The sequence below is a fragment of the Dehalogenimonas sp. NIT-SK1 genome, from assembly GCF_055384165.1.
Window position 1 is genome coordinate 806,672 of sequence record NZ_AP042352.1, and the last position, 26,677, is coordinate 833,348.

Annotated in this window: 20 protein-coding genes and 2 other annotated features; of the genes, 14 read left to right on the forward strand and 6 right to left on the reverse strand. The window is 50.5% G+C overall.

Going from position 1 to position 26,677, the window contains the following annotated elements; genetic code table 11:
- Window positions 1-12: 12 nt before the first annotated feature.
- From ACZ48S_RS04230 to ileS, 3 genes are all read left to right on the forward strand, one after another.
- The gene (locus tag ACZ48S_RS04230; protein ID WP_464214414.1) at window positions 13-966 is read left to right on the forward strand and encodes a YidC/Oxa1 family membrane protein insertase; all 954 of its coding nucleotides are present in this window, start codon (window positions 13-15) and stop codon (window positions 964-966) included.
- Window positions 884-1,537, forward strand: coding sequence for an RNA-binding cell elongation regulator Jag/EloR (jag, locus tag ACZ48S_RS04235; RefSeq protein WP_464214416.1), 654 nt, complete (start codon window positions 884-886; stop codon window positions 1,535-1,537). Before ACZ48S_RS04230 ends, jag begins: the two co-directional genes overlap by 83 nt.
- Before the next feature lie 86 nt (window positions 1,538-1,623).
- Window positions 1,624-1,868, forward strand: a binding site (T-box leader).
- Window positions 1,869-1,903: 35 nt separating this feature from the next.
- On the forward strand, window positions 1,904-4,939 hold the full coding sequence (gene ileS / locus ACZ48S_RS04240) for an isoleucine--tRNA ligase (RefSeq protein WP_464214418.1): 3,036 nt from the start codon (window positions 1,904-1,906) through the stop codon (window positions 4,937-4,939).
- Between the two features lie 32 nt (window positions 4,940-4,971).
- On the opposite strand, the gene pdxT is transcribed toward ileS, so the two are convergent.
- Genes pdxT through ACZ48S_RS04265 form a run of 5 tightly spaced genes read right to left on the reverse strand, consistent with a single transcriptional unit; the run spans window position 4,972 to window position 10,520 of the window.
- Window positions 4,972-5,568, reverse strand: a complete 597-nt coding sequence (gene pdxT, locus ACZ48S_RS04245) for a pyridoxal 5'-phosphate synthase glutaminase subunit PdxT (RefSeq protein WP_464214420.1) — start codon at window positions 5,566-5,568, stop codon at window positions 4,972-4,974.
- Between the two features lie 31 nt (window positions 5,569-5,599).
- Window positions 5,600-7,180, reverse strand: coding sequence for a phosphoglycerate dehydrogenase (gene serA, locus ACZ48S_RS04250; protein ID WP_464214422.1), 1,581 nt, complete (start codon window positions 7,178-7,180; stop codon window positions 5,600-5,602).
- 47 nt (window positions 7,181-7,227) lie between these two features.
- Complete coding sequence (locus tag ACZ48S_RS04255; protein WP_464214424.1) at window positions 7,228-8,316, reverse strand: pyridoxal-phosphate-dependent aminotransferase family protein; 1,089 nt, start codon at window positions 8,314-8,316, stop codon at window positions 7,228-7,230.
- 48 nt (window positions 8,317-8,364) lie between these two features.
- On the reverse strand, window positions 8,365-9,579 hold the full coding sequence (gene tyrS, locus ACZ48S_RS04260; RefSeq protein WP_464214426.1) for a tyrosine--tRNA ligase: 1,215 nt from the start codon (window positions 9,577-9,579) through the stop codon (window positions 8,365-8,367).
- The gene (locus tag ACZ48S_RS04265) at window positions 9,579-10,520 is read right to left on the reverse strand and encodes a bifunctional riboflavin kinase/FAD synthetase (protein WP_464214428.1); all 942 of its coding nucleotides are present in this window, start codon (window positions 10,518-10,520) and stop codon (window positions 9,579-9,581) included. Before ACZ48S_RS04265 ends, tyrS begins: the two co-directional genes overlap by 1 nt.
- A gap of 180 nt (window positions 10,521-10,700) precedes the next feature.
- Between ACZ48S_RS04265 and ligA the strand changes: the two genes are divergently transcribed.
- The 3 genes from ligA (at window position 10,701) to ACZ48S_RS04280 (ending at window position 14,700) form a co-directional block, all read left to right on the forward strand.
- Window positions 10,701-12,755, forward strand: a complete 2,055-nt coding sequence (gene ligA, locus ACZ48S_RS04270; RefSeq protein ID WP_464214548.1) for an NAD-dependent DNA ligase LigA — start codon at window positions 10,701-10,703, stop codon at window positions 12,753-12,755.
- Window positions 12,755-13,324, forward strand: a complete 570-nt coding sequence (gene pth, locus ACZ48S_RS04275; protein WP_464214430.1) for an aminoacyl-tRNA hydrolase — start codon at window positions 12,755-12,757, stop codon at window positions 13,322-13,324. The genes ligA and pth overlap by 1 nt, the downstream gene beginning before the upstream one ends.
- Before the next feature lie 68 nt (window positions 13,325-13,392).
- Complete coding sequence (locus ACZ48S_RS04280; protein WP_464214432.1) at window positions 13,393-14,700, forward strand: DUF1015 domain-containing protein; 1,308 nt, start codon at window positions 13,393-13,395, stop codon at window positions 14,698-14,700.
- A gap of 58 nt (window positions 14,701-14,758) precedes the next feature.
- Here ACZ48S_RS04280 and ACZ48S_RS04285 read toward each other — a convergent pair whose 3' ends face one another.
- Window positions 14,759-16,120: a TrpB-like pyridoxal phosphate-dependent enzyme gene (locus tag ACZ48S_RS04285; protein ID WP_464214434.1), complete on the reverse strand. Its 1,362-nt coding sequence runs from the start codon at window positions 16,118-16,120 to the stop codon at window positions 14,759-14,761.
- Window positions 16,121-16,221: 101 nt separating this feature from the next.
- Window positions 16,222-16,484, reverse strand: a binding site (T-box leader).
- Window positions 16,485-16,624: 140 nt separating this feature from the next.
- On the opposite strand from ACZ48S_RS04285, the gene ACZ48S_RS04290 reads away from it, so the two are divergent.
- The 8 genes from ACZ48S_RS04290 (at window position 16,625) to ACZ48S_RS04325 (ending at window position 26,671) form a co-directional block, all read left to right on the forward strand.
- Window positions 16,625-18,136: a class I adenylate-forming enzyme family protein gene (locus ACZ48S_RS04290; RefSeq protein WP_464214436.1), complete on the forward strand. Its 1,512-nt coding sequence runs from the start codon at window positions 16,625-16,627 to the stop codon at window positions 18,134-18,136.
- 48 nt (window positions 18,137-18,184) lie between these two features.
- Complete coding sequence (locus tag ACZ48S_RS04295; protein WP_464214438.1) at window positions 18,185-18,766, forward strand: P-loop nucleotide/nucleoside kinase family protein; 582 nt, start codon at window positions 18,185-18,187, stop codon at window positions 18,764-18,766.
- An 11-nt stretch (window positions 18,767-18,777) separates the two neighbouring features.
- Window positions 18,778-20,283, forward strand: a complete 1,506-nt coding sequence (locus ACZ48S_RS04300; RefSeq protein WP_464214440.1) for a leucyl aminopeptidase — start codon at window positions 18,778-18,780, stop codon at window positions 20,281-20,283.
- A gap of 276 nt (window positions 20,284-20,559) precedes the next feature.
- Complete coding sequence (locus ACZ48S_RS04305) at window positions 20,560-22,452, forward strand: AMP-binding protein (RefSeq protein WP_464214442.1); 1,893 nt, start codon at window positions 20,560-20,562, stop codon at window positions 22,450-22,452.
- 2 nt (window positions 22,453-22,454) lie between these two features.
- Entirely contained in the window at window positions 22,455-23,339 is an 885-nt protein-coding gene (locus ACZ48S_RS04310; protein WP_464214444.1) for a branched-chain amino acid ABC transporter permease, read from the forward strand.
- A 56-nt stretch (window positions 23,340-23,395) separates the two neighbouring features.
- Window positions 23,396-24,451, forward strand: coding sequence for a branched-chain amino acid ABC transporter permease (locus ACZ48S_RS04315; RefSeq protein ID WP_464214446.1), 1,056 nt, complete (start codon window positions 23,396-23,398; stop codon window positions 24,449-24,451).
- Window positions 24,452-24,524: 73 nt separating this feature from the next.
- The gene (locus ACZ48S_RS04320; RefSeq protein ID WP_464214448.1) at window positions 24,525-25,808 is read left to right on the forward strand and encodes an ABC transporter substrate-binding protein; all 1,284 of its coding nucleotides are present in this window, start codon (window positions 24,525-24,527) and stop codon (window positions 25,806-25,808) included.
- Between the two features lie 71 nt (window positions 25,809-25,879).
- A complete protein-coding gene (locus ACZ48S_RS04325) occupies window positions 25,880-26,671 on the forward strand; it encodes an ABC transporter ATP-binding protein (RefSeq protein ID WP_464214450.1) in 792 nt (263 codons plus the stop codon).
- Window positions 26,672-26,677 lie beyond the last annotated feature (6 nt).

Genomic DNA, 26,677 nt, shown 5'->3' on the forward strand with positions numbered 1-26,677 from the left:
AGAGGTATTTGAGTGGATATTGGCGCAATATGGGACCTTATAATACTGAATCCGCTGATCAACGTCATGGTTTGGCTGTCCAGCATCTTGTTCAACAGTTTCGGGCTGACGGTGGTGGTATTGACTGCAGTAATATTTGCCGTAATGTACCCCCTTACCAGGAAGCAGATGCGGGCGGCCAAGGCAATGCAGGAACTTCAGCCAAAGATTCAGGAGCTGCAGAAAAAGTACGCTAAAGACAGGCAAAAGCTGGCCCAGGAACAGATGGCTTTGATGAAAGAGTCAGGCGCCTCCGCCTCCGGGTGCCTGGTGCCGATGCTTTTGCAGATGCCTATCTGGATTGCGCTTTACCAGTCCATTATCCGGGTGCTGGCGGTAACTCCGGAAGATTTTCTTAACCTGTCCGGGCGCCTTTATGACTGGCCGGTCCTGTTTCAATCATTGCCTTTGGACAGCCAGTTTCTCTGGGTTAACCTTGCGGTGCCGGATTATCTGTTGGCCTTCCTGGTGGGCGGCGTCATGTTCATTCAGCAGAAAATGACCACACCTTCCTCAAGTGATCCCAAAGTGGCGGCCCAGAGCAAGATGATGCTTTATATGATGCCGGGTATGTTCGTTTTTATATCCATAACTTTCCCGGCTGGTTTGGCCCTGTATTGGCTGACCTCCAGTATATTGCGCGTTATCATGCAGTTTTTTGCTACCGGTCCGGGTGAATTGAAGCCGATGATAGAGGGTCTGATGGCGCGTTTCGACCGGGATCGGGATATCAAAAAACGTATCAAGAAAAACGAAAAAGCTGATGCAAAGCCGGCGTCCAACGTCGTGGTGGAGCAGTCCGAGGAGATAGTAGATGGAACACCTGGAGATATACGGGCGGACGGTGGAAGAAGCGACAAGCCGCGCCCTGGAAAAACTAAAGGCAAGCAAGGACGAAATAGAGATCGACGTAATAAGCGAAGGTAGCAACGGTTTGTTTGGATTGGGAGCTGAAGAAGCCTGCATTCTGGCCAGGTTAAAAGAGGACAGGCAACCCAAAGCCGCGCTGTGCGCCGATGAGGCAGTAGCCCAGATAAAAGACATTATTGGCAATATCGTTGAGCGTATGGACTTTGACGCCGATGTTGAATATCTGCCTGATGCCATGATTACCGAAGAAGCCGAAAACGAATCGGGTTTGGTTTTTGACATATTGGGTGATGATCTTGGGCTTTTGATCGGGCGGCACGGTCAGACCCTGTCCAATTTTCAATATTTGGTAAGGATTTTAGCCGCGCAGCGTATAGGTGAATACCTGCCGATTCTGGTTGACGTCAATGGTTACCGACAGCGGCGGTTTAAATCCCTGGAAACACTGGCCCGTCGCACCGCAGAGCAGGTACGTACCAAAAAGATGCCTTTTTCACTTGACCCGATGTCCGCCTTTGAGCGTCGCATCATTCACCTGGTGCTGGCTAATGACCCCGTAGTCACTACGCAGAGCGTGGGCATGGGAGAAGAACGCAAGGTTGTTGTGGTTCCCCGGGAAGATTCCTGACCATCCGGGGCAATACTAGACATAAAGCAGGATGTTTGGTGAGAAGAAATGATTTGCCGATTCCGTCAGTCTTATGCTAATCTTACAACAAAGCTATGACGGAGAGGAGTAGCCGGGTTTAAGCCACAGCGAGTCCGGTACGGTGCGAGCGGACGGGATACAACCTGGTGAAAATCACTCCCGAGCTTCCAGGTGAACGAAGTGTTTTTCCAGTAACCGGGGACGGAGCCGACCGTTATAGCGGCAGGGCATGGTTGTGCCTGAAATGAGAGCCTTCATTTTTGTGAAGGAAACAGGGTGGTACCGCGGGTTATATTTTCCCGTCCCTCAGAGGACGGGATATTTTTATTATAAGGGGTTTGTTTAATGTTTGAGCCAGTATCCAGCCGTGTCAGTTTTCCCGAATTAGAAGAAAACATCCTAGGGGAATGGTCGCGGAAAGATGTTTTTAAACGCAGCATCGAGAATCGCCGGGGTGGTAAAAGATTCACTCTATATGAAGGGCCGCCTACGGCCAACGGCAAACCGGGGATACACCATGTGCTTTCCAGAGTATTTAAGGATATAATACCGCGTTATAAAGTCATGAAAGGGTATTATGCTCCCCGCATAGGCGGATGGGATACCCACGGACTGCCGGTAGAGCTGGAAGTCGAAAAAGAACTGGGCTTTAAGAGCAAAACAGATATAGAACAGTTTGGAATTGCCGAATTTAACCGTAAATGCCGGGAATCGGTGTTCCGTTATGTGAATGACTGGAATACGCTGACGGAGCGGATCGGTTACTGGGTTGACCTGGATGATGCCTATGTAACCATGAACAATGATTACATAGAAAGCGGATGGTGGGTGGTAAAGCGGTTGTGGGACAAGGGATTGGTTTACCAGGGACATAAAGTTACCCCGCACTGTCCCCGTTGCGGCACCTCTCTGTCATCTCATGAGGTCGCTTTGGGGTACGAAGAAAATACCAAAGACCCCTCCGTATACGTGAAATTCCAGGTTGAGCCGTCATCAATAACCGGCGATTTGCGGCAGTTCCAGGATAAGCCTGTCAGCCTGCTGGCATGGACAACCACTCCCTGGACGCTGCCGGCAAATACGGCACTGGCGGTATCTGATTCGGCTGAATATGCCGTACTGGACCTGGGTGAAGAGTATTTGGTACTGGCTGAGGCTCTGCTCCACTGCAACGGCTTGGGGGATGAAACCAAAGCCGGTTCTATATCCGGCGCCAGCTTGGAAGGGCTGCGTTACCGGCCGCTCTACAATCCATTTGAGTTTGGAGTGCCGGTCAGCCGGTTGCAGAAAGGGGAGCTTAAAGCTGTCGCTCAAGAGGAATTGTTTTTTCCGGTAATCGCGGCGGATTATGTTTCCATGGACGACGGTACCGGGATTGTTCATACCGCACCGGCTTACGGCGAGGTGGATTACGGTTCCGGCCAGAAGCATGGCCTGTATTTTATTCACCACGTTGACCTGCAGGGAAAAGTGACCGGTAATTACCCGGGAGCCGGTAAGTTTGTCAAGCAGGCTGACACGATGATTATTAAGGATCTTGAACAAAGAAATCTGATGTTCAAGAGTGAACAAATCTATCATACCTATCCTTTTTGCTGGCGCTGTGCTACACCACTGCTGTATTTCGCCAAGCAAAGCTGGTATATCCGTACTACCGCGTGCCGCGAATCGCTGATAGAGGGCAACGAGGCAATCAACTGGTATCCCGGCCATATTAAAAACGGGCGCTTCGGCGACTGGTTAAAAAACAATGTTGACTGGGCTTTTTCCCGTGAAAGGTACTGGGGCACACCGGTACCTGTCTGGCGCTGCCGTGAATGCGCCCAGACCGAATGCGTTGGCGGCTTGGAAGAATTAAAAAATAAATCCGGATTTTCCGGGTTAACCGACCCGCTCGACCTCCACCGTCCCTATGTTGACCAAGCTGTTTATGATTGTTCCGAATGCGGCGGAAAAATGCAGCGTGTTGCCGATGTCATTGACTGCTGGTTTGATTCCGGGGCCATGCCGGTGGCTCAATATCATTACCCCTTTGAAAGCGGCAGTTCCGCTATTTTTGAAGACGGACGTTTTCCGGCGGACTATATCTGCGAGGCTATTGACCAGACCAGGGGTTGGTTTTACAGCCTGCACGCCTTGTCCACCCTGCTTTTTGAAAGACCAAGTTACAAAAATGTCATCTGCCTGGGGCATATACTCGACGCCAAAGGCGAAAAAATGAGCAAATCCAAAAAGAACGTGGTTTTGCCGGAAGCGGTTATCGGGAAATACGGTGCTGATGCCGTTAGGTGGTACCTGTTCACCGCTTCACCGGCCGGAAACGCCAGGCGTTTTTCGGAAAAACTGGTTGGGGAAGTATCACGATCATTCATGTCGACTCTGTGGAATGTATATTCGTTTTTCGTGCTTTATGCCAATATCGATGATTTCCGTCCGTCCGATGGAAATTCTAAACCGGCATCAGAGCTTGACCGCTGGATTCTTTCCGAACTGAATCAGCTTATCGCGGAAGTAACCGAAGACCTGGATAATTATGACCCGGTCTCAGCGGCTCGGGCCATTGAGGCCTTTGTTGACTACCTATCCAACTGGTATGTTCGGCGCTCGAGAAGGCGTTTCTGGAAATCAGAAAGTGACGCCGATAAACTGTCCGCCTACCACACGTTGTATGAATGCCTGGTTAAGACAGCCAAATTATTGGCTCCGTTTACTCCGTTCCTGGCTGAGGCCATATACTGCAATCTGGTTGTCTCCGCCGATGACAGCGCACCGGACAGCGTGCATTTGGCGGATTATCCCCAAGCTGACGCGGTCCGTATTGATACCGAGATTTCAACGGCCATGCGCCTGGCTATGAAAGTTTCCAGTATCGGTCGAGCGGCACGAGCGGAAGCCGGGATTAAGGTTCGTCAGCCGCTGGGCAAAGCCATGGTTGCCGGTCTGCCGGCATCCGAACAAAAAGGGCTTCAGGGACTGTTGGATGCCGTTATAGAGGAGCTAAATGTTAAACAGGTAGAACTAGTGGCCGAAGGCATTGAGCTGCCGGAAAACGTTGTGCAGGCAACAGAAAGTCAGTTGACTGTTGCCGTAGACCCAATTCTCACCCCGGAATTGGCTGATGAGGGACTGGTCCGGGAAATTACTCATCGCATCCAGGGTTTGCGGCGAAGTGCTGATTTTAAAATTGAAGACAATATCATTACCTGCTATCAAGCCGACCCGAAGGTGGAAAAGGTAATTGAGCAATGGGCCGGATATATCAAGAGAGAAACCTTAACTCGGGAACTCACCAAGGGTACGCCGGCTGATGATAATGAACTCACCACCGGCACCTACAAGCTGGAAGGGTATGCCATAGAAATCGGAGTGAAAAGAGTCTGAGGAATATTATGCTGAAGCCTGACAGGCCACGTTTAGGCGTAAGCCTGGTAGGCTTCAGCTATATTCACGAAATAACGGTGAAAACGGTCGTCACAGCCCAACTCCGGGTGAAAAGTAGTAGCTAAAAGAGTGTCCTGGCGGACAGCAACAATACTGCCGTTTCCCAATCGAGCCAGTACTTCAGCCGGTGGTTCAGCGCTTTCAATTATCGGAGCGCGGATAAAAACCGCCGGGAAAGATACCTCTCCCAAGGCCGGTATTTTAATCTTATCCTCAAAGCTGTCAACCTGGCGCCCGAAAGCGTTCCGGCGTATCTTAATATTCATCAGACCAAGTCCGGCGGGCATATTGGGGTTGGTATTGCCGACTTCTTTTGCCAGCAGGATAGCTCCGGCACAGGTGCCCCAGATAGGGAAACCGGAAGCCGCCATTTTTCGTAGTTCCTGGTCAAAACGGTAGGCAACTGCAAGTTTCATCATGGAAGTGCTTTCCCCTCCGGGGATAATAAGGCCGGCTAAGCCTTTTAGCTGCTCAATGCGCCTCACCAGAACAACATTAACCCCAAGTGCCTGAAAGGCCGCCGAGTGCTCCGCAAAGGCTCCCTGCAGGGCCAGGATGCCAATATTCATATTGCTTGTATAGCCGCTGCCCATATCATTCCTAAAGCTTAACCAGCTTAACCGAATTAACACCATCCAGCGAACTGACTGTGTTCATTTCCGCTGCTGAAAGCGCCTCATCCAGCGCCAGTACCATCAATGCCTGCCCCCGGGGTTTGAGCCGGGAAAGATGCATATAACTGACATTGACATCCGCTTTACCGGTTATATTTCCTACTGCCCCAATAAGGCCGGGACGGTCCGTATGTTCGGCAAAAAGAAAGTAGCCGCCGGGAGAAATATCTATCCAGTATTCATTAACCTTGACAACATGAACGGCCTCCCGGGTGTAGGTAGCTGCTACTGAAAGAGCCCCGGCGGTAGTGCCTGCTTCCACGGTAATCAAGCTCTGGTAGTTGTCGCATACCGGTTCATTCTGCTCAGCAATTGAAATGCCGCGTTTGCAGGCTACGATGTCGGCGTTTACCACGTTGACTCGTTCCTCCGAGATCTGTTCCAGTATGGCGCCGAGCACCGTGGCTTTGAGAGCCTGTGTTTCATAATTGGCGATTTCACCGCTGTATTTGATATTGATGTTTTTTACCTGTCCTTCAGCCATCTGCTGCACCAGTCGTCCCAGGGTGCGGGCTACTTTGACATAAGGAGAAATCACCGGCAGGCTTTCAGCCGGAATGTAAGGAGCGTTAACCGCGTACCGCGCCGGTCTGCCGGCAAAAACATCAATAACCTGGGCTACTACGTCCGAAGTGGCCATGTCCTGGGCTTCGGCGGTTGACGCCCCCAGGTGGGGTGTTACTATGATATTATCAACTCCGAAAAGAATGCTCTCCGTACAAGGTTCTTTAACAAAGACATCCACGGCGGCGCCGGCCAGTTTTTTGCTGTTGATCGCTGCTACCAGGGCTTCTTCATCAATAAGGCCACCGCGGGCTGCATTGATAATGCGGGTGGTTGGCTTCATCATGGCCAACTCTTTAGCTCCGATCATGTTCTCCGTTTGTGATGTTAATGGCACATGCAGGGTAATGAAGTCAGCTTCGGAATAAATTTTTTCCAGTGAAGCCAGTTCAACCTGCATACTTTTAGCCCGTTCTTCGGTAAGATAAGGGTCGTATCCCAAAACTTTCATTTCAAAGCCACGGGCCCTTTTTGCTACTTCAGAACCGATGTTGCCCAGGCCGATAACACCCAGCGTTTTGCCTTTTAATTCAGTGCCCATGAAACTGGAACGCTTCCATTGACAGCTTTTTAACGATACGTTGGCCTGGGGGATGTGACGGGCCAGTGAGAGCATCAGCGCTATGGCATGCTCCGCGGCGGAAATGGTATTGCCGGTTGGCGCGTTGACTACAATTATACCCCGTTCGGTCGCCGCGTTGATGTCAATATTATCCACGCCGACTCCGGCGCGGCCGATAATCTGCAGTTTGCTGCCGGCTTTAATAACTTCAGCGGTAACCTTGGTCTGGGATCTGACCAGCAAGGCGTCGTATTCCCCGATGATATCGACCAGTTCTTCGGGTTTTAAGCCTGTTTTGACATCGACGTGGGCAGCGGTCTTGATTCGTTCAATACCGCTTGATGACAACGCATCGGCAACTAATACCTTTTTCTGTGACACACTTTTCTCCTTGAATTGATATGATTCATCTTCCTGTGTAAAATCGTTTAACCGGTAAACCCGGCTTTGGGCAAGGCTATTTTCAGCGCGTCGAAAACCGCCTGGATATCGCTCTCCCTGACCATGCCGAGGTGGCCGATACGGAATATTTTACCTTCCAGCGGGCCTTGGCCGCCGGCCAAAACAATGTCAAATTCCTCACGCATTATTTTGTTGAGCTTTTTGGCATCCAGGCCATGGTCAGCCACGACCGAGGTGACGGTATTAGAAGCATATCTTTCGTCCGCCAGGAGGTTGAGTCCCAGGGATTTTACACCATCCCGGGTGAATTTTCCCATGCGTTGATGGCGTGAAAAAATATTGTCCAGACCCTCTTCCAGCATCATATCCAGCGCCACACGGAAAGCCAGTACCGCTGATACGTTTGGCGTCCAGGGTGTCTGCCCTTTTTCCGCGCTCTTCCTGGCCTTTCCCAGGTCAAAGTAAAACCGGGGCATTTTGGCTTCTGCATAAGCCTGCCAGCCGGCTTCGGATACGGCTACCATGGCCATGCCGGGCGGCACCATCCAGCCTTTTTGTGAGCCGGATATAGCCACGTCTATACCCCATTCATCCACCGGAACATTGACCGAGCCCAGTGAACTGATGCAATCTACCAGCAATAGCTTGCCTGCGTCCTTTACCACCTTGCTGATAGATTCCAGGTCATTGGTGATTCCGGTTGAGGTTTCGTTATGGGTAACCAGCACCGCTTTAACACCAGGATTGGACTGCAGCGCAGAACGAACCTCAGCTACATCAGCGGCTTGGCCGTGAGTAAAATTCAAAGGTATTACGTCGGCTCCATAGGTTTCGGCTATTTTTGCGAAGCGTTCACCAAAAACGCCGATAGAAACAGACAAAACGGAATCACCGGGTGAGAGCATATTTACCACTGCCGTTTCCAGTCCGCCGGTACCCGACCCGGTCAGCAGGAAAAGGTCATTCTCAGTCTGGAATACCTTTTTCATCTTGGTGGTGACGTCTTTGAGCGCCTCGGCGAATTCAACACCGCGGTGGTTGATCATCTGGTGTCCCATGGCAGTCAGTACTTCCGGGGGACAGGGAGTCGGCCCTGGGATTCTCAAGTTCTGCATCTTTAATCTCCTCTTTTAGAAATTGTTCGTATTAAGTAGAAACACTGTCTAGCTGTCGGTATTAATGATTCGGGCAAAACGGCGCTTGCCCGCCTTGATAACGCTGCCGCTGACGAGTTCGAAGTTGTTTTCCCCGGTCAGTTTGCGGCCTTGAATGGATACGCCGCCCTGTGAAATAAGCCGTTTGGCTTCCCCTTTGCTGCCGGACAACCCCGCTTCCACCAGCAAAGACACCAGGTCTATCCGGCCTTCATTTTTTGAGAAAAGTTCTGAGAATGATATTCGGTGTTCTTTTATCTCTTCAGGGAGTTCCCGACGCTGATGCACCCGTTCAAAGTGGGCCGCGGCATCTTCAGTTTCCTGATTTGTGTAGAGTTGGGCCAAAATTTCTTTGGCCAGTCGTTTCTTAATCAGCATGGGATTGGTTTGGCCGCTGTTGATATCGTTTTCAATCTGCTGTAATTCCGTATCGGAAATGTCGGTAAGCAACTCAAAATACTGGTGAATCAGGTCGTCGCCGATGGACATTACTTTTCCGTAGATCACCTCGGGCGGTTCGGCTACTCCAATATAGTTGTTGAGACTCTTGGACATCTTTTTGACTCCGCCGGTACCGGTAAGAATGGGGGTCAGAAACACCTGCTGCGGCGTTTGTCCTTCCATAGACTGGAGTTCACGGCCGACCAGCAGGTTAAACATCTGGTCATTGCCCCCGAATTCCACATCGGCATTGATAGCCAGGGAGTCGTATGCCTGGAGCAGGGGATACAGAAATTCAGTTATGGTAATAGGACGGTTGGAATCAAAACGCTTTTTAAAATCATCCCGGGCCAGCATCTGGGCTATGGTGAACCGGCTGGTGAGTTTGATGACATCAGCCAGGGTAAACTCCCCGAACCATTCACTCTGCCACCTGACTTCCGTCCGGGATTTGTCCACTATTTTAAAAAACTGGGCCAGGTACGTCTCAGCGTTGGCACGAACCTGTTCGGCTGTCAGAATAGGTCGGGTAACGGAAGCGCCGCTGGGATCGCCGATCTGCGCCGTCCAGTCCCCAACGATCAGAACCACCTGGTGCCCCAAGTCCTGAAACTGCCTCAATTTGCGCAAGCCCACCATGTGGCCAAGATGAATATCCGGTGAACTGGGGTCAAAACCTTCTTTGAGCCGCAGTTTTTTGCCTGATGCCAATAACTTGCGCAACTCCTCTTCCGAGATAATATCACTGACGGCGCGCTTGAGAATGAAATCTATATCAGGCATCAGGAGCACTCCACTTTTTCTAATATACGCCGGGCTTCCGAAATATCCTTTTTGATGCGGACTTTGAGGGATTCCGCTGAACTGAACTTCTGCTCCGGGCGTATCTGCTCTATTATAGCAACTTCCATCTGCTGACCATAAAGAGATTGGTCACCGCCGTAGTCAATCAGGTGGGTTTCAACGGTGCGCTGGCCGGGACCGAAAGTCGGCCGCGTGCCTATATTGGTGATGGCTGGTATCTTCCGGTCTTTAATCTCAGCCCAGCCGGCGTAGACTCCGTCGGCCGGCAGAGCCTGGTCGTGCGCGATTTCAAGATTGGCTGTTGGTATGCCGAGTTTGGTACCTCGGCCTTCACCGTGAACCACGGTACCAGTTAGAGTAAAACACCGGCCCAGCAAATCGTGCACTTTTTGCATGTCGCTCTCTGCCATGGCTTTTCTGATCAGGGTGGAGCTGATTTTTTGGCCGTTTTTATATTCCGGCGATACAACCGTAACAGTGAAGCCCATCTCATCTCCGATTGCCTTTAATGTGTCTGCGTTTCCTTCACGGTTTTTTCCCAAGGCGAAATCCGGGCCGATGACCAGCACCTTCATTGAAAGGTATTTTATTGCCAGGCTGATAAAATCAGCCGCTGATAAAGCTGCCAGTTCTTCGGAAAATGTAAGGCTTATGACCTTGTTTATCCCTGTTTGCCTTAAAAGCTCAAGCCGCTTTGGTAGTGTAGTCAGATGAGGCAGCTCACGGTGTTTGCCCAGCACCAGCCTGGGATGACCGGTAAAAGTAATCACCCCGCTGGTATATCCCTTGATTTGGGCCTGTCGAATCGTTTCATCGATTAAAGCCTTATGTCCCAGGTGGACTCCGTCGAAGACTCCGACAGTGAGCACTGACGGCTGTTCTATCCCGGCGGAAACGAATTCATTTTCTAATTTTGTCACACGCAATAAACCAAAAAAGGGGATACCCCCCTGTAAAAACACCTGAAAACTATAGTGTATCTTATCATGGTACGTTAAAAAGCTCAATCGTTGAAGCCTTAAAATAACCGGCTACTGATTCTTTATTATTTAGTTGCCATGCTACTGATGTGTGATATAACATTGTCTATCATGACACAGATTTTACAGGCCCAAAAGCGGGTCGCCGAATTAAGAGAACGCATAAATCATCACAATTACCGGTATTACGTTCTCGATGCTCCTGAGATTTCCGATGCGGAATACGACGCGTTGCTGAGAGAACTGCAGCAATTGGAAACAGATTTTCCATCACTGGTCGAACCTGACTCACCTACCCAGAGGGTCGGGGCTGAACCATTAAAAGCATTTGGCATTATCGAACATCGGAAGCCTATGCTGTCACTGGCTAACGCTTTCAACCATGAGGAATTGAGAAACTGGCACAAAAGGATAATGAAGCTGCTGCCGGAGGAAAAGCTGCAGTTTGTCTGCGAACATAAAATGGATGGTCTGGCTGTTTCTTTGACTTACAAAGACGGAAAATTGGACACCGGGGCTACTCGTGGCGACGGACTGCAGGGTGAGAATGTCACCCAGAACTTGCGTACCATACGCAGCATACCGCTCAGTATCAATGACGGTAATCTCAAGAATTTCGAGGTGCGCGGCGAAGTGTTTTTACCCCGGGAAAGCTTTGAAAAACTCAATCGGAGCAGGGAGGAACAGGGATTGCCGCTCTTTGCCAATCCACGGAACGCCGCCGCTGGTTCAATTCGTCAATTGGACCCCAGACTGACCGCCGCCCGGCCGCTGGATATTTTCATTTATGCCCTGGGCTGGGCTGAAAAGTCTGATGTCCCGGAAACCCATTGGGGAACGTTGGAATTGATCAAAAGCTTGGGATTCAAACTTAATCCCCACAACCGCCTTGCAGATAATATGGCGGATATTGAGGCCTACTATGATAAATGGCTTCAGGAGCGCGACAGCCTGCCCTATGAGGCGGACGGCATAGTCGTCAAGGTCAACAGCCTGTCACAACAGCAGCGCCTGGGTTCGGCCGGTCGAGAACCACGTTGGGCCATTGCCTTTAAGTTTCCGGCGCATCAGGCACAGACGCAACTGAATGACATCGGCATCAGTGTCGGCCGTACCGGAACTCTTAATCCATACGCCATCCTGGAGCCTGTGTATGTGGGCGGGGTAGTAATCCGGCAGGCTTCGCTTCATAACGAGGACTATATTCAAAAAAAAGATATCCGTGTTGGAGATACGGTTGTTATCCAGCGCGCCGGAGATGTAATTCCCCAGGTTATCGGGCCGGTAAAGGAACGCCGCCGCGAAAATTATCCGGTTTTCAGTATAAGAGAAAAACTGAAAGGCCATGACGGTGTAGCCAGGTGTCCGATTTGCGGCGCCGAAATAGTCCGCGCCCAGGGTGAAGCCATGTATTATTGCCCCAACGCGGCTTGTCCGGCTCAGCTGGCTGAAAAGCTTGAACACTTCGTCTCTAAACCCGGTATGGATATCCGCGGTATCGGCGAGCGTTTGGCGGCATCTTTTTTGGCCGAAGGCCTGGTCAGGGATATTGCTGATATTTACCAGCTTGAAAAACAGCAATTGACCAGTCGGGAAGGTATGGGAGAAAAAAGCGCTGATAATATAATAGCCGCGATTGAAAAAAGCCGCACTCGGCCGCTGCCCCATGTAATATATGCCCTGGGTATTCAGCATGTAGGCGAAGAGAACGCGGCCATCCTGGCCCGACAATTCGGCAGCCTGCAGCAGCTGGCTCAGGCCGGACAGGAAGAATTAGCCCGAATTCCCGGTATCGGCCCAAAAATCGCCGGCAGTATCGTCGGTTTTTTTGCTCAGCCGCAGAATCAGGATATCGTGGCCAGATTAAAAAAAGCACTGAACACTCCCGGCATGGCACAGGAAAAACCGAAAGCGGACCAGGCTCTAGGCGGCCGGGAATTTGTTGTTACTGGGAAACTGCAGACCATGACGCGCTCTCAGTCCTGGGAAGCCATAAGATCCGCTGGTGGCCATATAAAGGACAATGTTACTAAAAACACCGCTTTTCTGGTAGCCGGCGAAGAACCTGGTTCCAAAGTGGAAAAAGCCAAAAAGCTGAAGATAAAAATAATCTCTGAAGCGGATTTGCTGGATATGCTGCGCAAGGCCGATGAACCGCAGCCGAGGTTGTTTTAATGCGATTGATAATAGGGCTGGGTAATCCTGGCCGCCAATACTTGGGCACTCGTCATAATGTTGGCTTTGCTGTGCTCGGGGCTTTGGCGCGGCGGCATGGCATTAACTTTGAAAAAAGCTGCTGCCGCTCCAGGGTTGGTGAAGGCTATATTGAAGGCGTAAAGATTGTTCTGGCCAAACCCCAAACCTATATGAATCTGTCCGGGGAAGCTGTTGCCGCTCTGGTGCGCCGCTACCGAGTCAGCTCTGACGATATAATCATTGTTCATGATGACATTGATTTACCATTGGGCCGCATTCGTATCAGAGGTGATGGCAGCGCCGGGGGGCATAACGGAGTCAAGTCCATCATCGGAGCTTTGGGTACCAAACGTCTTGTTCGTCTGAAAATAGGTATTGGTCGTCCTGAAAGTGAAACTGTTGCCCTGGCCGGAGTGGTGGATCACGTTCTATCCGGTTTCAGTCCGGATGAAAGGCAGGTCGCTGCGGAAGCCGTTGCTAATGCGGTAAAGGCTTTGGAAGCTATTATTGGTTATGACCTGGAAACCGCCATGAACCGTTTTAACTGATTTGAAACAAAATTGCGGATAATTTAAACTGATGACCTTCGCCAAGTTTCGGAAAGAAAGGAAGTTGAATGGCCGAAGTTCGACCGTTTAGAGCCGTGCGTTATGATTCGCAGAGCGCGTCTATGCCCCAGGTTATTTGCCCGCCCTATGATGTTATTGGTCCCGAACGGGAGAAAGAGCTGCTCGCGTTTAGCCCGAATAATTTCATCCGTATTGAATACGCCCAGGCATCGCCCGGTGACAATGACAGCAGCAATCGCTATACCAGGGCCAGAGCTATTCTGGAACAATGGATGGCTGACGGGGTGCTTATTCAGGATGATGCCAGCGCCTATTATGTGCACGAGCATACCTTTCATTACGAAGGCAAAGCAGCCCGAAGACTTGGCCTTTTCGCCCGGGTAAGGCTGGAAGAGTGGGACAGGATGATCGTCAGGCCTCATGAGAGAACCCTGGCTGGACCCAAGCGGGACCGCATTAAACTTATCAGTACCCTCAAAGCTAACACCAGTCCTGTTTTCAGTCTTTATCATGATCCGGAACGTGAAGTCGCGAAGATAATCGAGCAGGTAAGGCTAAGGCCGGTGAATTCCGAGTTCCCCGGTGAAAATGGTGAATATCATCGCCTGTGGGTTGTAAATGACCAAACGGCGGTCGCCGCCATGGAAAAAGCTTTTGCCGGCAAGCCCCTTTATATAGCTGACGGTCATCACCGGTACGAAAGCGCCCTGGCTTATCGTAATGAAAGTTATGCCGAAAGTCCCGATATACCACCTGATGCACCGCTTAATTTTGTTATGATGTCCCTGACCGATATGGCTGATCCCGGAATGCTCATATTGCCGACTCATCGTTTATTGAAAGGTATTGATACCACCAGCCTAAAAATCCTGCCTCAGGAACTGGAAGAGTATTTCCAGCTTGAGCATTGCCGTTTAGACAAAAAGGAACCCTGGCGTGATATTGAGTCATTTCCGCTTGAACACAGTTCACGCTTTTTTGTTTACGGCTTAACCGGCCAAAGCCAACTCCTGAAATTGACGGTTAAAGATAAGTTGCGGATAGAGGCGTTGATGCCCCGGGAACATACACCGGCTTACAAAGATATGGATGTCAGTGTTGTTGACCACGTTGTGCTGGAAAAAGCGCTGGGTTTGAACCCCATGGATGAAGAAATGGTGGCCTACGACCATGATTTAAGCTCGGCAATCAACCGGGTGGATTCCGGGGAATTTCAGCTGGCTTTCATACTTAAGCCGGTTCATCCTGAAACAATCCAATCCATATCTGACGCTAAAGATCGAATGCCGCGAAAAAGCACTTATTTCTATCCCAAGATACCTTCCGGGATGGTGCTATACCGGCTGGAAGAATAAAAAAAGGGGGCTTTCAAGGCCCCCTTTTTTACGGCTGGAAATAATCGTTCCGTCTAAACTATACCGCGCATTGCGGCAGATCTTTCAGTGCCTCGGCAACCAGTTCTTCCGGATACTCGTAGTCTGTGAGTTTACCGGAAAGATAGGCATCATAGGCCGCCAGATCAAAGTGACCGTGACCGGAATGGTTGAACAGGATAACCTTCTCTTCACCGGACTCGCGGCATTTGAGCGCCTCGTCAATAGTGGCGCGGATAGCGTGGTTGGTTTCCGGCGCGCTGATAAAGCCTTCCGTCCTGGCGAATTGCACACCGGCCTCGAAAGTCGGCAGCTGATGGACAGCCTTGGCTTCAATCAGACCCAGCTTGTGCAGGTGGCTGACAATGGGCGCCATGCCGTGATAACGCAAGCCGCCGGCATGTACCGGTGGCGGCATGAATTTGTGGCCGAGGGTGAACATCTTGGCTATTGGCGCCATCCCGGCGACATCACCGTAATCATAGGCATAAAGTCCTTTAGTCAGGGTGGGGCAGCTGGTCGGCTCCACCGCGACTATCCTTGTCTTTTTGCCGGCGGTCAGGTTCTGGTGTACGAAAGGAAGTGCCATGCCGCCGAAATTGGAGCCGCCGCCCACGCAGGCTATTACCACATCAGGATACTCACCGGCCATCTCCATCTGTTTCAGTGACTCAAGACCGATAACCGTTTGATGCATCAAAACGTGGTTGAGAACGCTGCCAAGTGAGTAATGGGTATCCTCGCGCGGGGCGGCATCTTCCACCGCTTCGGAGATTGCCAGTCCCAGGCTTCCCGGATTATCGGGGTCTTCAGCCAAAGCCTGCCGGCCCGAATTGGTGTCGGGGCTGGGGCTGGGTACGCATTTCGACCCCCAGGTTTCCATCATCATGCGCCGGTATGGTTTTTGCTGGTAACTGCATTTAACCATGTAAACTTTAAGTTCCATGTCAAACTGTGAACAGGCAAAAGCCAGGGAACTGCCCCACTGTCCGGCACCGGTTTCGGTGGTCAGTCTGTTGGTACCCTCTTTCTTGTTGTAAAAAGCCTGGGCGACAGCGGTGTTGGGTTTATGACTGCCGGCGGGGCTGGTGCCTTCGTATTTATAAAAGATTTTTGCCGGGGTATCAAGAGCCTTTTCCAATGCGTGAGCGCGGTATAAAGTGGTCGGTCTCCAGGAACGGTAGATATCAATGACTTCGCCTGGAATGTCAATATAACGTTCCTGGGAAACTTCCTGCATTATGAGTTCCATCGGAAATAATGGCGCCAGGTCAGCCGGTCCCAGCGGCTGCTTGGTACCCGGATGCAGATAGGGCGGCAGAGGTTCCGGCAAGTCAGCCTGGATATTGTACCAACTGGTCGGCATTTCTTTTTCATTCAGCAAGAATTTTGTGTGAACCATGGTAGCCTCCTTCAATTGTATTGTTTCTTATGTGGTGCGGGTTACGCTACTTTTTTGCCGTTTTTCCTTTCTGAGGATAACAAAAAACCCTCTGCCTTTATTTAAGGGGCAGAGGGCTCCGCGGTGCCACCCTTATTAGTCTTGTGAAAGACCATCTCATTACGGGGAATTCAGCAACTTGCGCTAAACTGAAAACTCCAGGGATTTTAACGCCTCCCCCGCGGTTGCGCCTACTTTCCGTCTTTACGGCTTTCAGGCAACGGCTCCCGAGTCCATTCCGTTCCCGCCCCGGCGCCGGATCTCAGCTGTCCCGGCTCTCTGTGCCTGGCGGCTCGAACGTACTACTCTCGTTCACAGCCTTTTTTTATTCAATAAGGTTAAATATAGTCCAAATAATATAAAACTGTCAAGTGCCATGGGGTATTAAAACTTAAGTATTAATTTGATTTGGCAACTGGGCCGGGATTTGATAGACTTCAACGCAATTTACCAACAAGGAAACATATGCATTTAGTAAAATTCCTGGCTGATATTTCACGCAGCCAAAATGATAGGACGGCATTCACCCACGGTTCTGAAAACATAACTTTCCAGGAACTGGAAAGGCTATCCAACGGTCTGGCCGAGAGCCTGATCGCCATGGGTATCAGCTTCGGTGACCGGGTCGCTCTGATACTTGAAAACAGCCCGAAATTTGCTGTTTGTTATTTCGGTATAATAAAAGCCGGAGCCGTAGCTGTACCCCTGGACACCAAGTATAAACTGATTGAACTGGAGTCCGTTTTTGGAGATTGTGAGCCCGCGGCGGTTATTGCCGAAAGGCCGGCCATAAGCTTGCTTCGTTCTAAATCCCTCGTTTTTAAATCGATAAGGCATTTTATCTGTATACAGGAGTCAGATGATGTCGATATAATCTGTTATGACTCACTGGTGAAACAGGAGCCCGCGGCGCCTGCCGTCAGTGCATACCCCGAGATAGCTCATATCGCCTATACATCCGGGCCCACACTGCGACCTCACGGAGTGGAGATAACCCAAAAAGCGCTAGTCGAGGCAGCAGCCGGTGCCGCCGTCGGATTTCGGCAAAACGAAAACGATATTGCCGTGCTTTTCGCGCTGCCCCTGCACCATACCATGGGTATAGCCATTATCATGATGACTTCCCTTTATGCCGGCAGTCGCATCGTAATGGTTAATGGTATTTCCATTGATAATGCTTTTGGTGCCATTGAAAGGGAAGGCGCCACCATGTTCCACGGCGTCCCTTTTATTCATGCCATGGTTGTAAAACACCTCAGGGCTAACGGATTGACGTATGATCTCAGCTCACTGCGTTTCTGTGGCAGCGCCGGGGCTCCCATTCCGGTCAGTGTAATCACTGAGTTTGAGTCGATGACCGGTAAGAATCTTATCCAGTATTATGGGTTGACCGAATCAACCACGCATGTTACCTGCCAGGATACCAGTTCTTCTGGTCGCAGCGGTGGTGTCGGGTGGGCTATACCTGGATTTGCTGTTCGTGTAGTGGACGAAAACGGCCGTGAAACAGCCGTCGGCGAACCAGGGGAAATCATCATAAGCGGTCCGATAATGCGGGCGTTTCATAATCTGCCGCGGGAGACTGAGCGTTTTATCAGAGAAGGCTGGTTTTATACCGATGATATTGGTTTTATTGACCCTAACGGGGAATTATTTATCCTGGGAGTCAAAAAACCGATGCTGATTACCAAAGGGCAGAATATTTATTTTTCTGATATATCGGACGTTTTATTGAAGCACCCATTGGTTGAAGACGCGGCGGCGGCCGGTATTCCCGATCCTGATGAGATGAGGGGAGAGGTTGTGCTGGTGGCGGTAAAGTTGAAACCCGGCGCCGCGATGACCGAACAGCAGGTAAAAAAATATTGCTTGGACAAACTGGCTAATTATAAATGCCCTAAAAAAGTAATTATAGTAGACACGGTCCCGCGAAACGGCAAAGGGCAACTGGCCGTAGATCACCTCTCGGAAATATAGCCGACCGACGGGTGGGCTGCTCGCTCAATTTTAAGCTATAATATTTTTATGACCAGATTGCATGATGATGACGCTGCCGCGTTGCGACGTGAGCTGGTGTCTAAACTTCCGGAAAAATCAGATAATCCGCTATTTGTAATCTTGGTGGGTTTGCCCGGCAGCGGTAAAAGTTATTTCGCCGAGGAGTTGGCTAGTCGTATTCCATTGATAGTGCTGAGCAGTGATTTCACCCGAAAATTGCTGATTAAAAAGCCGGTCTATACTCAGCGGGAGCATGACCGGGTGTTCAGCGTGCTGTATTATCTGGCACGGGAGTATTTGTCTCAGGGATATAGCGTGGTTTTTGACGCCACTAATCTTAATAAAAAATATCGCCGGCCACTGGGGGCAATCGCCCAGGAAACCGGTGCTGTTGCCGTAAATGTTTTTTTAAATACACCCCGGAATACCGCCAGGAAGCGCTTGAAAAACAGGCTGTCAGGTTACTCAGACGCGGATTGGGAAGTCTATCAGATGCTGGAATCTGAATTCGAGCCGCTTAGCGGTCATTATTATGATATTAAGCCGGATATGGACATTGGGCCCATAATTGATAGAATAATAGGCGATATCAAAGCGAAAAGAACATAAAGCGAGGTCTTATGGAAATTCGACTGGTTACTGAAAGTGTAGCAGAATTAAAAACCGGAGCCATTATTGTCGGTGTGTTTGAGGATGATGAACAAAGTGATTCCGAACAGACCGTCGATAGACTGCTGAAAGGCGATGTCAGGCGCTTGCGGCAACAAAAAGAAATTAACGGTAAGCCAGGTGAGTTGACCATTTTTCACTCTCCACAGGGTTTTCAGGCTTCCCGGGTTGCTGTTTTGGGGCTTGGCAAAAGGCGTCAAGCCACACCGGCTTTAACACGGTCTGCGGTAGCCGACGCCTGCCGCGGTTTGCAGCGAAAAAATATTATTGAACTGGGACTGTTGCTGCCGGAACAATTACTGGCGGACATTGATCTTGGATTAGCAGTCGCCGAAGGAGCTTATCTTGGGGGGTATGAATTCCACAGGCATAAAACCACCCGGAGTGAATATGGAAAATTGAAATCACTCTCAGTGGTCGCGTCTGGAGCAATGGATGAAAATGCCTTTAAAAAAGGAGTCGAAAAAGGAACCGTAGTCGCCCGGGCTGTAATGCTGGCCCGCGATATGGCTAATGAACCATCCAACCATATGACTCCGGCACACATGGCAGAACAGGCTCGAGCGACAGCTGATAACTCCGGCCTTAAAATCACGGTGATGGAACTTGCCGAGATGGAAAATTTGGGCATGGGTGGTATGGTCGGTGTTTCGCGTGCATCGGCCGCCGTTAATAAGCCGAAACTGATTATCCTGGAACACCGGGGGCGACCCGGCGACGGCTGGGACCTGGCTTTGGTGGGCAAAGGGCTGACTTTCGACAGCGGCGGTGTTTCCATAAAGCCTTCAGACAAGATGGAGGAAATGAAATTTGATATGAGCGGCGGAGCTGCAACTATCGCGGCGATAGGAGCCATAGGTCAGTTGAAACTGGGACTTAATGTTATTGCTGTGGTACCGGCAACGGAAAATATGCCGGACGGCGGAGCTTTTAAACCGGGTGACGTACTTCGGATGTTCACCGGGAAAACGGTTGAAGTCATTTCTACAGATGCTGAAGGCCGCTTGATACTGGCGGATGCCATGGGCTTTCTCGACCGGGAAAAACGCCCGGCTGCCATAGTTGATACGGCTACACTGACCGGGGCATGCGTTATTGCTCTGGGCGATAAAGCCAGTGCTGCGGTAACCAATAATCAGTGCTTAATGGATAAGGTTATCAGAGCCGGTGAATCTGCTGGAGAGCGGATCTGGCAATTACCCTCATGGGAGGAATACCGGGAACAGTACAAAAGCGATATCGCCGATATTAAAAACGTCGGTGGACGTCCGGCGGGGACCATTACTGCCGGACTGTTTTTGTCTGAGTTTATAAGCCAAGATACACCCTGGGTGCACCTGGATATTGCTGGGACTGCCTGGGGCGATAAAGAAAAAGGGCACTTGACTAAAGGCGGCAGCGGCGTTCCGGTAGCGACGCTGGTAAATCTGGCGGAGATGCTGGCGGAAAAAACCTGAAATATCCTGGTAACAGGCATTAACATATAGAGATATGGGTGTTTTGAGACTAGTCTTAGTTCTTAAGACATAGCGTTATTTGACAGGTAATTTGGCTTATGTTACTCTAACGCGTCATGTTGTTTTTAGGTCGCTTCAGCTTTAACTTCGCCTTTACCAGGCGCACCAGGGTGCGCTTGGGCGGGTCGAACACAGACTGAATCAACTTAGAAGGCGAAATTAAAAGACCACCTCCCAAGCGGGGGTGGTTTCTGTTTATGGGGGTGTTAACGGCAATTGGAAGCGCAAACCGTACCCGCTTTAATCATGCGTAATGCCCGGTACTGGCCGGGAAACACGGCCATGTGCTATAAAAACTTTGGCATCTGGCACCGATATTCATGGCAGCAATACTATGACCAGGTGAAATATTTTTCACTGGGTCTTACTAAACTGGGGCTCAGAAAAAACGATGTTACGGCCATTATCGGCGACAATGAACCCGAATGGTTCTGGGGTGAATTCGCCGTTCAGGCAGCAGGGGCCATACCCACCGGCATCTATGTTGATGCTGTGCCTGAGGAGGTGCGGTTTATAGTAAACCATTCAGGGGCGTCTTTCGCCATTGTAAATGACCAGGAACAGGCTGATAAGTTTCTGGAAATTCGGGAACAAGCTCCCCAGCTCAAGAAAGTCATCTACTGGGACCCCAAGGGACTGAAAAACTATGATGACCCTTTGCTGATGAGTTTCCGGGAAGTGGTTGAGATTGGGCGACAGATTGATTTTGAGCAGGCCGGCTTATTCGAAAAAAACCTTTCGGAAATAGACGCCGGGGACACCGCGTTTATTTATTATACCTCTGGTACTACCGGTCAGCAGAAGGCGGCTGTTTTGACTCATCGGGCGCTCATCTCTACCGCGTCGGGATTTGTCACCCGATACCCGCTGGATGACAAGAGTGACCTTATATCCAATTTTCCAGCCGCCTGGGTGGGTGACAGCTTTTTTGCTACTATTCCACATCTTATTTCCGGAGCAAGACTTAACTTTCCCGAAGAACCGGAAACCATTGCAGCTGATACCCGTGAAATCGGTCCTCATTTTGTTATTTACGGGCCTCGGCAGTGGGAAGGCGTCGTTTCCGATATGCAGGTAAAGATGATGGATGCCCATCCTTTCAAGCGGCTGGCTTATAAAACTTTTCTACCGGTGGGTTACCGGTTGGCTGAAGCCAAGTTGTCAGGTAAGGATGCGGGGCCTTTTTGGAAAGCCCTGGGAAAAGTATCCGATGGTCTAATGTTCCGTCCTCTGAAGGATCGCCTAGGCTTATCCCGGGTCCGCTGTGCCGTCACCGGGTCATCAGTACTGGCACTGGATACCTTTAAACTGATTCACGCTATCGGCATTGAACTGCGCCAGAATTACGCCAGCACTGAAGCCGGCTTTATTTCATCCCACTCAGCCGGTGAAATCGCTTTTGAAAGCGTCGGTCGACCGGCGCTCAATACTGAGGTGAGGCTGACTAATGAGGGGGAGCTTTTTGTTCGGTCTGACTGCATGTTCTCCGGCTATTATAAAGACGAGGAAAAAACCAGGGAAACCTTCGCCCCCGGGGGCTGGTTCCGTACCGGTGACGCGGTCAATATCAATGAAGACGGTCATATTATTTTCCTGGATCGATTGAAAGATATGGGTGAGCTTAAAAGCGGTGTCAAGTTTGCCCCGCAGTATATTGAAGGACGCCTGAGATTTTCACCCTATATCAAGGACGCCATGGTACTGGGAGATAAAGAGAAAGAATATGTCTCAGCCATCATCAACATCGATTTCTCCATGGTTAGTAAATGGGCTCAGAATAATCGCCTTAACTATACCACCTATGTTGACCTGTCCCAGAAAAAAGAGGTCGCTGACCTGGTAATCAAAGATGTCTTGAGGGTCAACGGATTTCTGCCGGAGCATTCCCGGGTGAGGAAATTCGTGATATTACATAAAGAGTTCGACCCGGATGAGGCAGAACTTACCCGTACTCGGAAACTGCGGCGCGGGGCCATGTATGAACGTTACCAGCAGCTCATTGAAGCCATGTACGGGGAAAACCAGGAAGTAAAAGTAGAAGCTCAGGTTACCTATCGGGATGGACGCAAGGGTGTGGTAACTACTTCCATTAAGGTAAGGGAACTGTAATTATGACTGATTTGATACAGTTTGTGCTGACCGGCATTACGGTAGGACTGGTTTATTCCCTCATAGCTCTGGGTTTTACCTTTATCTGGAAGTCATCCAGCGTAGCCAATCTGGCGCTGGGGCAGATGGTGCTGCTGTTCTCCTGGATCGCTTATGGTACGCTGCACCAGGCCGGCATGCCTTTCTGGCTGGGGCTGCCGGTAACCATCGCCGCCGCTGCCGGCATGGGCTGGATACTGGAGAGGGTTGCTTTGCGGCCCCTGATCGGGCAGCCGATTTTATCACTTATAACCGTAACACTTGGTATTGCCTTCGTGCTTGAAGGACTGGTAACCATGATATGGCCTATTTCCACCGCTGCCATGCCGGGCTTTATTCCTGATGAGCCGGTGCAGATTCTGGGCGCCGTGGTTTCACAGGAATATCTCTGGGCTGCCGGTATCGCTTTACTGCTTTTTGTACTGCTGAGCTTGTTTTTCCGCCATCATCGCATGGGAGTCGCTATGAGGGCGACAGCTGATGACCAGATGGCGGTCTGGGCCTGCGGTATTCCGGTAACCAAGATATTTTCTGTTTCCTGGATGTTTGCCGGTGCCTTGGCGGCAGTTGGCGGGATTTTGATGTCCAGTATCGGCGGCATCACTCATGGTCTGGTGGAAACCGGGCTGAAATCATTTTCCGTGGTTATTTTGGGAGGCCTGGATTCTTTCCTGGGCGCCATGGTAGCCGGGCCTATTATCGGCCTGGCGGAAAACCTGGGCGGCGGATACCTTACGGAGATGACGTGGTCCGGAATCAAAGATGTCATTCCCTTTATCATTATTATTATTGTGCTGTTTGTTAAGCCTTATGGTCTTTTTGGCCAGGTCAGGATAGAAAGGATATAGCTTTTGGCTGCTGAAATCAGGACTCGCTTAATTTGTCGAAAAGGGGGCTCCACCGTATGAGTGCCGGTCTGCCTTGCGGAACTCGAAACTTCAGCTATGCTTCGGACATGGCGGTTTTCCGCACTAAGACCCACTGGGCATTGCTTATAATCGGTTTGGTGGTATTGTTCACTGCGCCCCTTTACCTGTCTGTCTACTGGCTGGGGGTGGTCAATCTTATCGGCATTACCATTGTAGCCGCCAACGGCTTGAATCTGCTTACCGGGTATTGCGGGCAGCTTTCAGTCGGTCATGCCGGTTTTATTGCCGTTGGCGCTTTTACCTCCGCTGTCCTGACCGCTCAGCTGGATTTGCCTTTTCTGGTAGCTTTGCCCGCCGCGGGGATAATGTCGGGGTTGATAGGTGTATTTTTCGGCGTCGCTTCTCTCCGGGTAAAGGGTTTTTACCTGGCTATCGCTACCATTGCCGCCCAGATTATTATCATCTGGGTAATAAACCACCTGGATATTACCGGCGGTTTTTCCGGTATGAGTGTGCCCAGGGCTGAAATCTTTGGCTTGACCATCCGGTCTCCGCAAAATTTGTTTTTCCTGATAATGCCGGTGACATTGCTGGTTATATTCTTCGCCAAGAACCTGGCTCGGACCCGCATCGGTCGTGCCTTTGTGGCGGTACGGGACAATGACCTGGCCGCTGAAGTAATGGGAATAAACCTTTTCCGCTACAAGCTGATAGCCTTTTTTATTGGCTGTTTCTTGGCCGGTATTGCCGGTTCATTAACGGCTCACTGGATAGGCTACGTCAGTACTGAGCACTTTGCCATAAGTGATTCCATTCTGTATGTCGGTATGATTATCATAGGCGGTGCCGGCACCACTCTCGGCCCCATTCTGGGAGCGGTGGCTATCAGAATGCTGCAGCAGGGAGTGACTTATATTTCACCTATCCTGGAGTCATCAATTGATGGACTGCCTTCCGGTTTTACCGCGGGACTGGCGCCTTTTGTTTTTGGTCTGGTAATCGTGCTTTTTTTGGTAATTGAACCTAGAGGACTGGCCCATCGCTGGCAACTCTTTAAAGCCTCCTACCGGCTGTGGCCTTTTTCACACTGACGGTCGGAGGATAGGAATATGTGACAAATAGAATAATGAAGCAAAAAGAAAAAATAATAATGCGGAGGAAATTATGAAAGGGAAAAAATGGACCAGTAAAATAACCGTACTGATAATCACCCTGTTATTACTCGTTTCGCCGGTTTTGGCCGCCGGTTGCAACGGCGAAGATGATCCCCCTAACGGAACCACTGATCCTACCAGCACGGTAAAAGAACCTCTAAAAGTCGGGGTAATGTATCCCCAGACCGGAGTGGCCGCTGCCAAGGGACAGCCCATGGCAGCCGGAGTCATTGACGCCATCAAATATGTCAATGAGGAACTGGATGGTGTAGCTGGCCACCAGATAGAACTCATCGGTCGTGACAACGGCTACAACTCTTCAACCGCCACAACTATTATCAACCAGTTCATTTCCAGCGAAGCGCTGATGTTCACCACCCAGGCATCAGCTATGATGACCGCGGTAATGGGCATCGCCAATGAGGCTGGGTTGCCCGGGTTTACCGTTTTCTCTTCTCCTTCCATCACCCAGCCGCCGCAGCATATCTATGCCCAGATGCCTGACTACGGTGACGGCTGGGCTGTTTTTGCCCAGTATTATATGAATAATATCTGGCAGGGCGATGGCGCGCCGAAGATGGCTTTGATGCTTTTGAACAACTCTACCGGCTCCGGAGCAAAAGATGCGGCTGATGCGCTTGCGGAAGATTTGGGTATAGAAATCGTAGCCACCGAAGAACACAGCTCAAATACCTCAAACGAAATTGAAACGCTGACACGGGTGGCCAACCATAATCCCGATGTTATTTTTATTTCCAGTACCCCCCAGCCAACCTCGGTAATAGTTGATGGCATCCGCGACCTTCAGTCTGCCGGTAAATTAACCGGAGTAACCATCGGCTGCGGCCACGCCAGTTTTACCAGTGAAATGGTAAATTTGGCCGGGGCTGACCAGGCCGAAGGCGTTTATGGTGTCTTTCCCACCGCCAAGTGGGGCGAGGATGTTCCCGGCATGGATAAGATGACAGAGTATGTTAATCAGCATCATCCGGAATTCGCCGACAACATGGACTATATCACCTCCTGGGCCGAAGGTTTGTTGATTGCTGAAATCCTTCGAACCGCCATAGAAAACACCCCCGGCGGCGCGGAAAATCTGACGCCGGAAAATGTTGAGAAATATGGTTTCCAGATGCTGGACTATGATGTTGAAGGTCTTCATGGACCGGTCAGCTATACCGAAGGTGATAACCGGTTGAGCAAAGGCATGAGAGTATTCCAGGTACAGGATGGTTCCATTAATCCGATAAGTGACTGGATTGACGCCGCTTATATTGACTACGGTTTCGAATAAAACAGTTGGGCGGGAAGTCGGTATGGCTTCCCGCCCGTATCTGCCAATGATCAGGAAAATGTTTATAAACCATGCTTAAACTTAACAACATAGAGGTAACCTACCTGAATGTCATCCGGGTACTGCACGGCGTTTCGCTCTCGGTTCCGGATGGCCAGATTGTCACTTTGCTGGGCGCTAACGGCGCCGGTAAAACCACCACGCTGAAGGCTATTTCCGGTTTACTCCATATTGAGGAAGGTGAGGTAACTGACGGCAATATCGAGTGGGACGGCGAGCGCATTGACCGCAAGAATCCTGAGTATATTGGCCGGCTGGGTATCGTTCAGGCGCTGGAAGGCCGCCGTGTTTTTGAGCACCTGACTGCCGAGGAAAACTTGATGGTCGGAGCCTTTAACCGCAAGGACCGACAGGCGGTCAAAGATGACCTGGAGATGGTATATAACTACTTTTCGCGCCTGAAAAACCTGCGCAACAATACCGCCGGATATCTTTCCGGAGGAGAACAGCAGATGGTGGTTATCGGTCGGGCTATGATGGCCAGGCCGCGGCTCATGATGCTGGACGAGCCTTCACTGGGGCTGGCGCCGCTGATGGTGGATGAAATATACTCCATTATCCGGCGTTTTAACCAAGAACAGCAGACTTCAGTATTACTGGTGGAGCAGAATGTCCGCATTGCCCTTTCGGTCGCCAATTACGGCTATGTAATGGAAAACGGCAGGGTGGTGCTGGACGGCACCGCGGACTTTTTGCAGAACAATGAAGATGTTAAAGAATTCTATATGGGACTTTCGGCGGTTGGAAAGAAAAAGAGCTATCGGGATGTAAAACACTACAAGCGCCGCAAACGCTGGCTGTAAATTAGA